This is a genomic window from Neobacillus drentensis, from assembly GCF_021560175.1.
Classification (GTDB): Bacteria; Bacillota; Bacilli; order Bacillales; family Cytobacillaceae; genus Neobacillus; species Neobacillus drentensis_A.
In genome coordinates, this window is record NZ_CP091110.1 from 2,193,902 (window position 1) to 2,209,142 (window position 15,241).

General features: G+C 37.6%; 17 protein-coding genes. 15 read left to right on the top strand and 2 right to left on the bottom strand.

What is annotated here, in order from left to right:
* Window positions 1-118: 118 nt before the first annotated feature.
* Window positions 119-1,006: a LysR family transcriptional regulator gene (locus L1999_RS10170; RefSeq protein WP_235743432.1), complete on the bottom strand. Its 888-nt coding sequence runs from the start codon at window positions 1,004-1,006 to the stop codon at window positions 119-121.
* Between the two features lie 186 nt (window positions 1,007-1,192).
* On the opposite strand from L1999_RS10170, the gene L1999_RS10175 reads away from it, so the two are divergent.
* From L1999_RS10175 to L1999_RS10240, 15 genes are all read left to right on the top strand, one after another.
* Window positions 1,193-2,362, top strand: a complete 1,170-nt coding sequence (locus tag L1999_RS10175; RefSeq protein WP_235743433.1) for an MFS transporter — start codon at window positions 1,193-1,195, stop codon at window positions 2,360-2,362.
* Window positions 2,363-2,423: 61 nt separating this feature from the next.
* Complete coding sequence (locus L1999_RS10180; RefSeq protein ID WP_235743434.1) at window positions 2,424-3,128, top strand: SDR family oxidoreductase; 705 nt, start codon at window positions 2,424-2,426, stop codon at window positions 3,126-3,128.
* 283 nt (window positions 3,129-3,411) lie between these two features.
* A complete protein-coding gene (locus L1999_RS10185; protein ID WP_235743435.1) occupies window positions 3,412-3,867 on the top strand; it encodes a C40 family peptidase in 456 nt (151 codons plus the stop codon).
* Window positions 3,868-4,094: 227 nt separating this feature from the next.
* Window positions 4,095-4,220: a hypothetical protein gene (locus L1999_RS29580; RefSeq protein ID WP_275677519.1), complete on the top strand. Its 126-nt coding sequence runs from the start codon at window positions 4,095-4,097 to the stop codon at window positions 4,218-4,220.
* Window positions 4,221-4,578: 358 nt separating this feature from the next.
* Entirely contained in the window at window positions 4,579-4,848 is a 270-nt protein-coding gene (locus L1999_RS10190; RefSeq protein ID WP_235743436.1) for a CD3324 family protein, read from the top strand.
* 140 nt (window positions 4,849-4,988) lie between these two features.
* Complete coding sequence (locus L1999_RS10195) at window positions 4,989-5,639, top strand: FusB/FusC family EF-G-binding protein (protein WP_235743437.1); 651 nt, start codon at window positions 4,989-4,991, stop codon at window positions 5,637-5,639.
* A gap of 264 nt (window positions 5,640-5,903) precedes the next feature.
* Window positions 5,904-6,716: an STAS domain-containing protein gene (locus tag L1999_RS10200; protein WP_235743438.1), complete on the top strand. Its 813-nt coding sequence runs from the start codon at window positions 5,904-5,906 to the stop codon at window positions 6,714-6,716.
* 1 nt (window position 6,717) lies between these two features.
* On the top strand, window positions 6,718-7,080 hold the full coding sequence (locus L1999_RS10205; RefSeq protein WP_235743439.1) for an STAS domain-containing protein: 363 nt from the start codon (window positions 6,718-6,720) through the stop codon (window positions 7,078-7,080).
* A 3-nt stretch (window positions 7,081-7,083) separates the two neighbouring features.
* Complete coding sequence (locus L1999_RS10210; protein ID WP_235743440.1) at window positions 7,084-7,500, top strand: anti-sigma regulatory factor; 417 nt, start codon at window positions 7,084-7,086, stop codon at window positions 7,498-7,500.
* Between the two features lie 3 nt (window positions 7,501-7,503).
* Window positions 7,504-8,508 carry a PP2C family protein-serine/threonine phosphatase gene (locus L1999_RS10215; protein ID WP_235743441.1) on the top strand — a complete coding sequence of 335 codons (1,005 nt, stop codon included), beginning with the start codon at window positions 7,504-7,506 and terminating at the stop codon, window positions 8,506-8,508.
* A 91-nt stretch (window positions 8,509-8,599) separates the two neighbouring features.
* On the top strand, window positions 8,600-9,199 hold the full coding sequence (locus L1999_RS10220) for a PP2C family serine/threonine-protein phosphatase (protein ID WP_235744304.1): 600 nt from the start codon (window positions 8,600-8,602) through the stop codon (window positions 9,197-9,199).
* A 73-nt stretch (window positions 9,200-9,272) separates the two neighbouring features.
* Entirely contained in the window at window positions 9,273-10,094 is an 822-nt protein-coding gene (locus L1999_RS10225) for an STAS domain-containing protein (protein ID WP_235743442.1), read from the top strand.
* A 238-nt stretch (window positions 10,095-10,332) separates the two neighbouring features.
* Window positions 10,333-11,625 carry an ABC transporter substrate-binding protein gene (locus L1999_RS10230; protein WP_235743443.1) on the top strand — a complete coding sequence of 431 codons (1,293 nt, stop codon included), beginning with the start codon at window positions 10,333-10,335 and terminating at the stop codon, window positions 11,623-11,625.
* Between the two features lie 64 nt (window positions 11,626-11,689).
* The gene (locus L1999_RS10235) at window positions 11,690-12,676 is read left to right on the top strand and encodes a carbohydrate ABC transporter permease (RefSeq protein WP_235743444.1); all 987 of its coding nucleotides are present in this window, start codon (window positions 11,690-11,692) and stop codon (window positions 12,674-12,676) included.
* Window positions 12,673-13,536, top strand: coding sequence for a carbohydrate ABC transporter permease (locus tag L1999_RS10240; protein ID WP_345790887.1), 864 nt, complete (start codon window positions 12,673-12,675; stop codon window positions 13,534-13,536). Before L1999_RS10235 ends, L1999_RS10240 begins: the two co-directional genes overlap by 4 nt.
* A 154-nt stretch (window positions 13,537-13,690) precedes the next feature.
* Here the strand turns inward: L1999_RS10240 and L1999_RS10245 are convergent, their stop codons facing one another.
* Entirely contained in the window at window positions 13,691-15,103 is a 1,413-nt protein-coding gene (locus L1999_RS10245; protein WP_235743445.1) for a PQQ-dependent sugar dehydrogenase, read from the bottom strand.
* Window positions 15,104-15,241: the final 138 nt, after the last annotated feature.

The window sequence follows — 15,241 nt, forward strand, 5'->3', positions numbered from 1 at the left end:
CTAATTTAGAGAAATTTTTCCGTCTATTTAAAACAATTTTAAATCATTTGTTGAATAAACAACGAATTGCGCTAATTTACCTTTTAAATTTTTCTCAGCATTTATTAATTTAAGAAATTTAAAATTTCGCCTGAATCTCTTTAAAAAACAGATCAGCAGCAGCGGAAAAAACCTGATGCTTTTTCCAAACAATATTTAAGCCAGATTCAAGCCGCGGTTCTAACGGTTTAAAACAAAGGTTACTATCACTAGACGTATTGACTATTTTATCAAGGGTGACTGCATAACCAATTCCCTCTTCAACCATAATCGCAGCATTGTAGGCAAGATTGTATGTAGTTACGACGTTTAATTTATCAAAATCTTCACCAAACCAATCGGCAAATTCATTTTTAGAAAATGTCTGTTTTATAGCCTGTCGGGAACAGATTAGCGGAACATTTAATAAATCCACAGCTTGAATGGTATTTTTGGAAGCTAGAGGACTGTCTTTCCTCATCACAACACCCCAGACATCTTTAGCAGGGATATTGATATAATTGTATTTTGATAAATCAGCTGGTTGAATTAAAATCCCAAAGTCAAGCAACCCTCTATCAAGCCTCTCCGTCACATCGTCTTCATTTCCACTGTAAAGGTGATACCGTATATTTGGATAATGTAACTGTAACTCTTTCACTACCCGTGCAATCTGTTTCATGGCTTCTGTTTCCCCGCCGCCTATGTAAACATCCCCACTTATTATTTCTTCCATGGAACTAAATTCTGCCTCTAATTTATCGACCATATCAACGATTTCTTCTGCTCTCTTTCGAAGCAGCATACCTTCATCTGTGAGAATGATACTGTGACTACTGCGAATAAATAGTTTTTTCCCTAACTCTTGTTCAAGGTCTTTTAATTGTCTTGATAAGGTTGGCTGTGTAATATGCAAAAAATCAGCAGCCCCCGTAATGCTTCCTTCTCTTGCAACTGTAAGAAAATATCGTAAAACTCTAATTTCCAACCAACACTCCTCCTTAATGTGTTTTAGTATATCCACTTTAGAAATACCTATCAAGCATATCTTGATATATGATATAAGTATTTGGCATATAAAAAAGGCACGGTTACAATAAATAACAAAGGATGAAAAAAGAGTAAGAAAGAATGTTATCTAATTTGTCTATTATTTAATATAGGAGTTGTTTTTTTGACTAAACGAAATAATTTGTTGATTTTCATATTAACCATAGGAGTCTTCGGTATTTTAAATACTGAAATGGGGTTTATTGGAATATTGCCTTCCATTTCTGAACACTTTCATGTCAGCATATCAAAAGCTGGATGGCTGGTGAGTTTATTTGCGCTTGTTGTTGCCGTATCCGGTCCAACGATGCCGTTAGTGTTTTCGGGGATAAATCGGAAGAAGGTTATGTTACTGGTACTAGGTGTTTTCGTTGTGGGGAACACCGTATCCATATTTACCTCTAACTTTACCATTCTATTAATTGCACGTATCATTCCAGCCTTTTTCCATCCAATTTATTGTTCTTTGGCATTTTCTGTGGCTGCTGCCTCGGTAAGTAAAGAAGAAGCTCCAAAAGCTGTTTCTAAAGTATTTATAGGGGTGTCTGCGGGTATGGTTGTCGGCGTACCGATCGCAAGTTTTATTGCAAGTGCAACTTCTTTACAAATGGCGATGGTATTTTTTGCTCTTGTTAATGCTTTTTGTTTCCTTGCTACATTAATTTTTATACCATCTATGCCAGTTGAGGAAAGACTTTCTTATGGTTCACAATTTTCCGTCTTAAAAAAATCGATTACATGGCTTTCGATCGTGACTGTTATTCTATTAAACTCAGCCGTATTTGGAGTTTTTAGTTATCTGGCTGATTATCTGAAAACTGTTACGAATATGCCTGCGAACACCATTAGTTTACTATTATTCGTATACGGCGGAGCCAATATTATTGGAAATATTCTGGCAGGAAAATTACTAACGAAAAATGCAAACAAGTTTGTTGCAGCTTTTCCTTTTGTATTAGGGATCGTTTACATCCTATTGTTCTTATTTGGACAGTTTACCTTCCCTATGGCGTTCATTACGTTAATTTGGGGGATATTAGGTGGAGTAGGGGGTAACATCAATCAATATTGGCTTTCGACTGCAGCTCCAGAAGCGCCTGATTTTGCCAACGGTTTATTTATCGCATCCTGTAATATAGGAACAACTATTGGTGCAGCTGCAGGCGGGTTATTTATAACAGAAATGGGCACCCAGTACGTTGTATTAGTCGGAATCCTATCATTAATACTAAGTTTGGTAACCATTTTACTAAGAAATTATCGGTATAGTCCTACAAAACAACTCTCCACTTAGGAGTATACCCTTTAAGTTTATAGAATTCATTCAATCAAAGAGCGTGGAATGGAGGATTAGAATGCACGATAAACAAGTTGCGCTTGTAACTGGCGGTAATCGGGGAATTGGAAATGAACTGGTCAAACAATTGGCTTTGAATGGTTTCAAGGTGATTTTGACAAGTCGGGATCTAGAAAAGGGTCAAATAGCGGCACAGAAACTTAGGGAGTTAGATTTGGATGTTTCGTTTGTGGAAATGGATGTGACCAATCAAGAAAGCATCCATCAAGCTGCGGTTACCATCAAAGAGGAGTATGGAAGATTAGACGTATTGATTAATAATGCTGGTGTGTATTTGGATGAGAATAAGAAGTTGTTGACTATGGACCCTTCCATTTTAGAGAAAACGATGGCAACTAATTTCTTTGGTGTTTACAACTGTCTCCAATCTTTTCTGCCGCTCATGGAAAAAAGAGGTTATGGCAGAATTATTAATATTTCTTCAGAATATGGGGCGATGAGTGAAATGGCTGAACGAGGTGTAGGTGCTTATAAGTTGTCTAAATTTGCCCTAAATGGATTGACCCAATTAGTCGCTGCAGAAATCAAAGGGGATATTAAAATAAACGCTGCCGATCCAGGCTGGGTAAGCTCAGATATGGGTGGACCTTCTGCTCCAAGAACCCCGAAACAAGCAGCTAAGTCGATCCTTTGGTTGGCGACACTTGGACCTGAAGGACCTAGCGGGGGATTCTTCAGAGATGGAAAACGAATCGATTGGTAACATGATATTATACAAGTAAGTAAAATACCCCTGGGCAGGCACAAACGCCCAGAGGTATTTTTTTATTTAAGTGCCGACTGCTGTTCGTACGATATATAAATGGAAATGAACTTAGTTTCATGCAAGTTAAACGAACAGCTTAATTAGGAAGTATTCCTGCTTGCCTTTGATTTTAAAAATTATATTAAAATACTTTGTAATGAAATTGTTATATAGCTGTGATGAGTCCGTTATATCTTTCTAGTATAGTAAGGCTATCAACTCACACAAGGAGGAAACAATCATGCTAAAGAAATTCATCGTAGCCTTTACTATATTAGCTTCTTGTGGCTCTTTGTTCGCCGCCAAGGGTGAAAAAGCGGAAGCAGCAACTTATAATTATCATACAGCCGCAATTTCAATTGCGAAATCTCATATTGGAGTTCCTTACCGATGGGGCGGGATATCGCCTAGCGGATTTGATTGTTCAGGTCTTGTGAAGTATTCATACGGAAAAGCGGGAAGAACACTAAATCGTACTGCTGCCCAAATGTACTATGGAAACGGATATCGACCATCCAACTTACAGATTGGTGACTTACTGTTTTATGGCCCGTCCAAAGTAAGTGCTCCTACCCATGTTGCCATTTATATCGGATACGGGAAAATGATCATGGCATCTTCTTCAAAAGGGGTTATTATCACCAACACTAGCAACCCATATTGGCATCCAAGATATATTGGAGCAAAGCGAGTTTAAAAGATCATCATGACGATGGTCTTTTTTTCTTTTTAAAAATATTGCTCTTAATAAAGAGTTCCCAATAATCAGTTATCATTTTGATATTTTTTACCGTAATGAACGAGGTTATGTTTTGAATCTTTTGGTAAAAATGGGCTGAATCCGTGTACAAAGGAATTTCACACATAGAATGTTTTTTTGCTGTCTGGTTAAATTATAACCATCTTAACAGTGGTGGTGAAAACATGACAAAACGGAATATTAAAACTAAATCAGGGAAGCAAAGTGCGAAAAGTATAACAAGTACCGAATTTGCTTCTGAAATGAAACCGCAAGATAAAAAAACAGAAAAAACAAGACCTTCCTCTTAAGCCTAACATACGTCTTAAGTTAGAAAGCGCTAGAGATCTATCCTCTAGCGCTTTCTAACTTAATAACCTAGTCTACTACTATGTAGTAAGTAAAGCCTGTCTGAAAAATATCATAAAAAACAAAGCAATTACGGTTCAATCCAATCGTAAATTTCGTTATAATGATAAATTAAAGGGGGTGTTAACAGATGGAGAATCAGTTACGATTGTCTGGGAATTCTTCCACTCATGCAAAGCCTATTATTAGAAAGGCGATACTTTGCATGGGGCGAAACCTTTAGTTTTATCGCTGAACAAGCTTTCTAATATTTTGGCTTTGCACCTTATTTTTTCTAAATCAAAATAAGGAGCGGGCAAAATGAAATATATTAACGCAACCAAAGTTTTACCTGAGAAGCTAATTGTGGAAATCCAAAAGTATATCCAAGGGGAAACCTTATACATTCCCAAGCAGGAAACAAAGTATCAAAAATGGGGAACCTCAAGTGGCGGGAGACGGCTGCTTGATCGTCGTAATGCCGCCATTAAAAATTCTTTTAGTAGTGGCAGCAGTATCCAGCAATTAGCTGAGGAATATTACCTTTCAACCGAAACCATCAAAAAGATCGTTTATTCACATAAAAAGTAAAAAGAACGGCACTGATGAAAGTCCTCATTAGTGCTTTTTTATGTATAAAACGATTCTAAGTCATTTTCTCCATTTCTAAAGCTGACTTTATTTTATAAAATGTGTTAAGAGACGTTGCAAAATGATTGGAGAAATATGTAATGACCGAGAAATTTATCAAAAATGAACAGTTAAATTTTATAAAAAAACAGATTAAATTGATTAAAGACACGACCAAAAAGAATGTACCTCAAAACGTTTTGATGGCTACAATTGACTTAGCCAATGCTAAAATACTGGACCTCTTTCCAAATGCTTCATATGATCAACAAGAAATGCTGGATCTATCCAGACTGAGAACAGATGACGAATATGAGGAATATATCCAGCGTATTTCGTCCTTGTTGCTGCCCTTTCCACAAATCACTGATCAGCAACTGAAAAAAATGTTTCCGAAGAATAAGAAATTAAAGCTGCCTGATTTATCAAAAATAGATCACAGTCAGTTAACCTATTTAAGCTGGAACGATTTAAGATCCAATAAAAAATTCATCGTATATGAGCTGGAGGGAACTATGGTTGGGATTGAATGTAAATTTACGCCTACTAGCAAATATAATTATTGTTCCGTCTGCCATTGTTTAGGCGAGGTTGCCTATTTTTCCACCGTAACAAAAGAAAAAAAGGCTAAAAACCCGGATTATTACAAGTCCATTGGCAATCTAATTTGTGCAGATAGCAGCGAATGCAATAAAAAGATAACCAATGTAGACTATTTAACCACTTTTTTAAAAAACTCACTAGAAATATGAATAAATTCATGCAGTTTTTGGTTTATCTTTCTAAAATACGGGTATGTAATAATTAGCTACATTCCCCCATATCCTTATGTTGCTGCTAACTTTGACTATCTTATGGATAGTCCTTTTTTTTGATTACTCAGTTTAAGCCATTCAAAATAAGATAATTTTAAACTGGGAAACCGACAGCTTCCTAGAGTTACCGCTTTTCTTAGTATTCATGTTATTGGTATAATACTATTAATAGCGTGTTTGTATAAGAAAGGAGGAAATTAAATGGGGGAGCCTATTACTATTCTTGAATATATTCAAAAAAATAGAGAACAGCTGGTCCATGAGTGGGTAGATAAACTAAACAATTTAGTAGAAAATCAGACACCAGACCAAAGCTATTTCAATATTTGTAATGGATACATAAATCTATTAAATTATGATTCAATTGATGAGGATATAGTTAAACTCAAAATAAGTGCGTTCACTCAAAAGTTAATTCAATTCGGGTGGACATTAAATTTTATGATGGATTGTATAAACGAATTTGGAAAGATTGTTTTCTTTCAAATGACCAAAGGTGACATAGACCAAAAGCAAATAGAGTTTGTGTGGGATTACGATAAGTGGATCAGTCCGATTAACAATCAATTATACAGTCAGTACGCAGCTTCCTGGCAAAAAACGATCTCTCTACAAAGAATCGCACTTGATGAATTAGCTGCACCACTTATTCCTGTTTTTGATGATATTTCCGTTATGCCGCTCGTTGGAACTATTGATACAGAGCGGGCAAAAAGTATTATGGAAAATTTGCTTGACGGTGTTGTCAAATATCGGTCCCAAGTTGTCTTAATTGATATAACAGGGGTCCCTGTAGTGGATACAATGGTAGCTCATTACATTATGCAAGCCATTGAAGCAGTTCGATTAGTTGGGGCAAAATGCTTACTTGTGGGGATAAGGCCCGAGATAGCCCAAACCATTGTGAATTTAGGAATTAATCTAAATCAGGTTATAACAAAAAGCAACTTGCAAAAGGGGATAATGGCTGCATTAGAAATGACAAATCGAAAGATTGTATCAACGGAGGAATAAAATGAATACAAGAATCCCAATTCTAAAGCTATATAATTGTTTGTTTGTTTCCATTCAGTGGGAGCTTGATGACAAAACAGCATTACAATTTCAAGAATTATTGCTTGAAAGAATACATGAAACTGGTGCTAGCGGTGTAGTGATCGATTTAACTTCTGTCGATATGATTGATTCGTTTATTGCTAAGGTTCTAGGTGATGTGATTAGTATGTCCAAACTGATGGGTGTAAAAGTAGTTTTGACTGGCATTCAACCAGCTGTAGCGATTACGTTAGTTGAACTCGGGATTCACCTCCAAGATGTACTTACAGCAATAGATCTAGAAAAGGGGTTAGAGACAATACAAAGGGAGTTGGAGGATTAAAGCATGGAAAACGAATCCTCTGTACAGATAATATCAGAATGGGATATTGTTGCAGCTAGGCAACTAGGGAGAAATATTGCCAAAGAGCTAGGATTTGGAACCGTTGACCAGGCAAGAATCACCACAGCAATTTCTGAGTTGGCACGTAATATTTATTTATATGCCGGGCATGGAGAGATTCATTTCGAGCCAGTCAATGATTTCGAAAAAAGAGGTTTAAAAGTAATGGCGGTTGATCATGGCCCAGGAATTCAGGATATTCGGAGAGTGATGGAGGATGGGTTTTCAACATCTGGGGGTTTAGGGGCAGGATTACCAGGAGTGAAACGTTTAATGGATGAATTCGATCTGACCTCGTCACTTGGAGAAGGGACTACCATTCGGGTAGCAAAATGGCTTCGAGATAGGAGGGTTGGTTAGAAGATGGATTTTAAACCGATATTAGAATCAAGTTATCGAGAGATCCTTCGGAGGTATATAGAAAATTCTTCTGAAGAAGCACTTTATCAAGGACAAATGTTCAGCAGGAAATCGATTGAACAGCAAATATCTCCTGAAGAAATTATAAGTATCCATTGTAAAGCTTTAAAGGAGTTATTTCCAAATATTAATCCTGACATATTAGCATCGTTTGATTTCCTAATTGAATTTATGATGAACTATGGTTTAGCCTATCAAGAACATCTGAGCTTACGGGACCAGCAGTTTGAAATAAAATCAGAAATTGAAATCGCCGCCAGCATCCAAGAAACCTTATTAGAAACGCCTATTCCGGAGCTTGAGGAAGTCGATATCGGTGCCATAAGTATACCAGCCAAGAAAATGAATGGGGACTTTTATCGCTTTGTTCAGGATGGAAATAGTATTAGTGTTGCGATCGCAGATGTAATTGGCAAAGGAATACCTGCTGCACTTTGTATGTCTATGATGAAGTATGCAATGGACAGTGTAGCAAATTCTAGAAAAAATCCGAATGATGTGTTAACCAATTTAAATAGAGTCGTAGAAAATAATGTGGATTCAACTATGTTTATTACCATGTTTTACGGAATATATGATTTCGTTAAGCATTCATTTACCTATGCTGCTGCGGGGCATGAGGAAGGGTTTTATTACCATGCCTCTTCTCAATCCTTTGAGGACATTAAAACAAGGGGCATTGTGTTAGGGGTAGAACCGAATTTTACATATGAACAGTATGAAAAAAAGGTTCAACCTGGAGATATGATCGTTTTATTATCAGACGGTGTGACTGAATCCAGGACGGAGAATGGATTTATTGAACGTTCGGTCATTACTGATTTAATTCAATCCTTTATGCATTTACCCGCACAAGAAATGGTGGAAAACATTTATCGTCATATCGAGAGACTCCAGAATTTTGAGATTAGAGATGATTTTACGCTCATCATTTTAAAAAGAGTTTAAAACTCCCTAAATCGGGTAGATTTTATTTGAAACATATGAAAAGTAACTAAAAATCAATGAAAGGCACTTGGTAATGATGCAGAGTGAAAGAATGCTTGAACTTGACCTTAACCAACATATTCAGGCAATTGCCTATCAAGTTCCAAAGGAAGGGAATGTATTTAACGGGGATAGCTTTTTTATGAAAGTTACGGCCGAATACTTTATATGTGTGGTTGCTGATGGTTTAGGGAGCGGGGAGCATGCGTATCATTCGTCCAACGCGATTAGTCAAGAAGTGGAAAAAAACCATGATAAAGAGGTAGAGGTATTAATCGATAGCTGCAATCAGGTCCTAAAAGATAAAAGGGGTGCTACTATATCGATATTAAAGGTGCATTTTTTACAAAAGACCTTCACCTATAGCTCGGTAGGAAACATTCAATTTGTTCTTTCTTGCCCTTCTGGTCGGTTTATCTATCCACTGCCTATCCTAGGATATTTATCTGGGAAGCCCCAAAAATACCGCTGCCAAACATATTCCTATGAAGAGGGATCAAAATTTATTCTTCATACGGACGGTCTTGCCATTCCCGGTATTAAGTCATTAGTAAGTTCCTCTTGTTCGATTGAAGAAATCTCGAACTATTTAGAGAGGAATGCGAAAACAGGAAAAGATGACCTGACTTATATTGTAGGTCAACTTCTCTAACAAAAACCTCTCTTATATGATTGAATATATAATAAATAAAAGTTGTACTTAGACTTCTAGGGAGGAATAAAGTTTGGAAAACGTCTATGATACGAAAAGTATTTCGGAATATATTACCAACCATAATGAAGATTTTCAGAATAAACTTTTAACTGAAGCTGTCAATGTTGCCTCAAATATTGAAGGTATTTTAAGAGAAGGTAATATTGATTTATTGAAAAATGCTCAAAAGCTAGTTCTTTATGTTGTGGAAAATAGAAAAGATGACCTTACTATCTTTGCGAAAGAAGAAGGAATTGCTTGGGCGAAACATTCATTAACTCTAGCGTTCAAATTAGAATGGGTACATGCCATAAGGCGTGCTTTATGGTATTTTATCAGACTTTATGATCAAACACATGAGAATGAGCAATTGGCTAAAGGTTTTTTTGAATTGGAAGAGTTGGTTAATGATGGAATTGATGAGTTTCTTAATTCATTTTTCATTAGCTATTCACAGTATAAAGATGAACTCATCCTTTCCCAAAGGCAATTAGTTGAACATCTTTCTGTACCAATTATTCCAGTTAGCCAAACAGTAGCTGTATTGCCATTAATTGGTACTTTTGATTCTTATCGAATGGATATTATAGAAGAGAAAGTATTAACAGACATATCAAAGCATAGGATTCTAACCCTAATTATAGATTTATCAGGAATATCAGATATGGACGAAGTAACGATTACTCATTTTCAAAAAGTGTTGATTGGTATAACGTTAATGGGAGCTAAATCAGTCATAACGGGTTTACGCCCAGAACTTGTTCGGAAAATGGTACATTTAGGTATTGATCTTACTAGTTTTACTGAAACCAAAGCAACCTTACAGCAAACATTAAATAATTATCTCGGTTAACCTCTACATATTTTCAGGTATCTATAGTATGAAATAGTAGTAATAATAAGAGAATTGAGAACCGGCGGCCGCTATTGGGCAGGCGGTTTTTTTTTGCTGTTTTGCCTCACTTGATGCGACTTTTCTTTCTTTTTTGACAAAAAGTTAGTTTATTAGACAGAAACAAGGGTATACGTTTAATAGAAAAGATTCCGGAAGTCTTTTAACCTGATTAACCACCTAAGGAGCTACATATTATATGAAAAAAATAATTGGAAGTCTATCTCTTATCGTACTCTTACTCTTATCAACCATCCTATCAGGATGTTCAAGCAAAAGCAGTGCCGCTAGTTCAAATGGGAAGGTAGTGGTTGATTTTTGGACATTTTGGGGTTCGGAAACAAGAAGGCCGGTGATTGAAAAATTGGTCGACGACTTTAACAAATCCCAGGACAAAATCTTGGTTAAACATACCTTTATCCCTTGGGGAGATATTTGGACCAAAAATCTTGCCGCTGTGGCAGCAGGCAACCCTGCCGACGTCGTAATCAATGATATCAATAGTGTTTCGCAGCGAGCTGAAAACAATCAAGCAGAGGATTTATCAAAATACATAAATCAAGATACATTAAAAAAACAATTTTACCCGAATCTTTGGGAAACAGTCTTATATAAAAACAAGCCCTATGCAGTTCCGTTCACAACCGATACAAGATTGCTATTTTACAATAAAGATGCATTTAAGGAGGCGGGCTTAGACCCTAATAGACCGCCTGCTACCTGGAAAGAGCTTGAAGAAGATGCCAAGAAGCTAGATGTGAAACAAGACGGCAAATATACCCGGATTGGATTTTATCCATTGTTTGGCGGCTTTGGTGCTCCAAGTTGGCTGAAAAATGCGGATAATGGCATTGGGTACGTCGAAAACGGAGAGTTAAAAATAAACACGCCAAACAAATTAAAAGGATTAGAATGGTTAGCTGACTGGCAAAAACGCTACGGAGTTAAGACGATCCAAAACTATCAAGCTGAATTCAGCAACGGGCAAACCAATCCATTTATTGCAGGAAAGGTTGCCATGTTTACAGATGTAGCCACCTTCTATACTCAAATCCGTGACTCTGGTACAAAGATGAATTTTGGTGTAACTACGATGCCTGCATTTGATGAAAACAGCAAGCCATGGAGTGATGGCGGCGGATTTGTGGCGGAGATTCCAAAAGGAGCAAAACATCCTAAAGAAGCGATGGAATTTATTAAATATTTAACTGGAGAAAAAGCTCAAAAATACTGGGCTGAGAAGAACTATGATAACGTCGCCAATATTAAAGCGGCTGAGAGCGTTTTGAATGATTTAAATGGTAACGCTAAGACGGTGTACCAAAACGCAGTAGATTCCTTGAAGTATACAACTCTATCTCCAGTTCCTAATAAGTATCCTGACTATCAAGAACGAATTAATCCTCTAATAGAGTCAGCAATCGACGGCAAAATGACACCGGCGCAAGCCTTAAACGAGGCAGAAAAAGATGTCGCAAAGATGAAAAAATAACGACGAGAAAAGAGAAGCGTTCAACGCTTCTCTTACTCGTGTGAGATAGGATAGGATGAGCAGAATGGAAAAAGTAACAGGTCAAGTGGATACAAGAATGTCGAGTATCCCGCTTAGCACACAGGAGAAAAGAGCCCAAGTTCCGTCGGTTCCCAGGGTAAAGTGGAAACGGAATCTGATCGGCTATGTATTTATTTTACCCTGGCTGATTGGTTTTGTTGGATTGACAGCAGGTCCTCTCGTTTTTTCCCTGTTTGCCAGCTTTACAGACTATAATATTACTTCCAAAATGAATTTTATTGGACTGGAAAATTATAAAAGAATGTTCACATTAGACGATATGTTCTGGACAGCGCTATGGAACACTCTTTACTATGTGATTTTTTCTGTACCCTTAACAACGGCCGGAGCCATTATGATTGCGGTTTTATTAAACCAAAAGGTGAAAGGGATGAAGGTGTTCCGGACTATTTATTATCTTCCATCTATTTTGTCCGGGGTAGCAGTCTACTTCTTATGGATGCAGATGTTAAGCCCGTCTACAGGGTTAGTCAACCAATTTTTACATCTATTCGGAATCGATGGTCCTTCATGGCTCTTCGACCCCCACTGGACAAAGCCGGCACTGATATTGATGAAAATGTGGAGTGTAGGGGGAGGCATGCTGTTATATCTCGGTAGAATGCAAGGCATTTCTCCCTCGTTATATGAAGCTGCTGATTTAGATGGGGCAAGTGGACCTCAAAAATTTTTCCATATTACCCTTCCGATGATAACGCCGATTATCTTCTTTGACATCATTACGAGTACTATTGGATCGTTTCAAATTTTCCAAGAAGCTTATGTCATGACACAGAATGGACAAGGCGGACCAAGCAATTCGCTGCTCTTCTACAATCTTCATATGTGGAACAACGCGTTCAAATCGTTTGATATGGGATATGCTTCTGCCATGGCTTGGTTCTTATTTATCATAATAATGGGTCTGACCTTTATTAATCTAAAAGCAGGAAAGAAATGGGTTTATTATGATGGAGGAGATGACAAGTGATTGGAGCAGAAGTAAAAAGGTCCGTGCAAAACAGGAAGCAAAACGTCAAAAAATCGATGGTGTTTCTAATTCTTTTCGTAGGCAGTATCGTATTACTAATTCCTTTATGGTGGATGATCTCTACTTCTCTAAAATCTCCTGAGGAGATCATGCAATACCCGCCAACCTTTTTTCCAAAGGGTTTTCATTTTTCCAATTACATAGAAGTATGGAAAACCGGTGATTTTACGAGATGGAGTTTGAATACCTTACTGATTGCTGTTGTCAATACCATTGGTAATGTCTTTGTCAACGCCTTTATCGCCTATGGGTTTGCACAGGTACGTTTTAAGGGAAGGAATGCTCTCTTTGTTTTGGTACTTTCCACGATGCTGATTCCCGGTTTTGTAACGATGGTGCCGCAATATGTTTTGTTTTCAAAATTAGGCTGGGTTAACACCTACTTGCCGCTCATCGTGCCGGCCTTTTTGGGAAGTGCATTTAATATCTTTCTCATTAGACAATTTATGTTGACGATTCCGAAAGATATCATTGAGGCTGCGACGATTGATGGGGCCAGCCACTTTCGGATTTGGTGGTCGATTGCGATGCCGCTTGTTAAGCCAGCGTTAATCACCGTGGCGATTTTCTCCTTTACCGGCGCATGGAATGACCTGCTGGGTCCATTATTGTATTTAAGTGATGAAAAGCTGTATACCCTTCAGTTGGGGCTTCAGACATTTAAAGGCAGTGTCCAAACGCAGTGGAATTATTTAATGGCCATGTCTGTGATGGTATTGATTCCGACGCTATTGATTTTCTTCCTGTTCCAGCAATATTTTATTAAAGGTTCCAATATTTCAGCAGGAATGAAAGAATAAGGTACTGATAAAAAAACGGCTCTGTTTCACCGAAAACGTTTCGCTAACGTTATTGGTGAACTAGAGTCGTTTTTATTTTGTCATTTTATTAAATTTGCCACCCCATTAGAGTTTAATCATTCTCTACATTTTAAATGAGTGAAATAGATAAGAATTATGGAACCAATTCAAAAACAGTACCTAGGTTAAAATCAGTCACTTTCATAGAGCCATAAACCGCTAAATAAAGTCTGGTTTGATCCAGATTCGCTCCCAAACTTACATAATATGAAGATTGGGATCCAAAGTTATAATCGGTTTCAATCACACTAAAATCATTTTGTTTACCATCTGTTCTTATCCTGGTATAAGCTAAAACCCCTCTAACCGGGGAAGGAGGTTCTTTTCGGGCAAGGTCGGTAAACAAAACGCTGCCCGTTAAATCAGGGATTCCATTCCCCAGATAGGCTTGGACTGCTGTCAGGGCAGTTCCCGCAAACTTATCGGGACGTTGATCTTGATGAAAATAACTCGTTAGAGGCTCGAGACGCCTCGCTGAAGTGTTTACAGCTTCATTGTAATAGGCCATTGTTTTCTCGTCCAAATTCGAATTATTCGGGCAGCCCCTGATAATGGAAGTGGGAAAAGCACCTTCCCACCCACGCCAGCCAAGGTTGATAAATGCTTCTTGGTCAGGTTCGGTGTTTCTTACATGGTCTTGAATAAGCTGTGTAACCGGGATGGGTTTATAGTGAAGGAATGAAAAAATTGACTCTGCCAAATCCTGACCGACATTTCCCACATATTTAATATACTGATTATAAAGACGTTGATATGAAATGCCTGGTATATTGCGAACCCCCTTGGCCATTACTGTAAGTGTTTCCTGAATAGGGACAGGAAGTTCATTAAAACGTGTAACCACAGGTGGATGATGGCTAACGGTATTCTTGGATACGTCGATTTCGATTATTTTACCGGCTATCTCCATATTGTCCTGACTTAAATTAAAAGGATCATAGCCTGATCCTCCATCACCGGTAGTTAAAACAAGTTTTCTTGTTTCAGGTGAAAAGTTTAAGCTATTGACACCATTATGATTCATAAATGGTCTTCTTAAGTTAAGTAAGGTCCGGCGTTTTTGAGGTTGACCGTTCAATGGTACAATCCATTCTTCTACCGTATCAATATGATCATAGTGAGTTTCTCTATTTTTCCACGTTTGGTTTAAGGTTTTGGGATCACACGGGTTAGGGCTAAAATGTTCAGAAAGAGCCCCTGGACCTTGTGTTCCTGCCACAGAATAATGAAGATAAAACAAACCATTATAATAAAATTCGGGATGAAAGGCTAGACCCAGCAATCCCCGTTCATCATAACCGCCACTTGATGCACCTAGTTTTATGATTTGGGGCCGAATATCTAAAAATGTCCTTATCCCTCCGTTTTCTATATAAAAGATCTCACCTACCTGGGTTGCAATAAATAATCCTTCCATTGTGCCACCCGGGAGGATAGCAGTTTTTATAACGGTGGGTAAATTGATCTTACTTACAATGGGTTGTAAACGAACCTTCACTTTTTTCACCTAATTTTACACCCCTTCGTATGGTTTCCTTTTAAAAGAATATGAGTTGAAATGTTCTAATAGTACCATATGAGGGGTGATGAATCGGTCAGGCTTAGGACCATATTCTGAACAGCATGCCGGTTGCGCCTTTCTTAT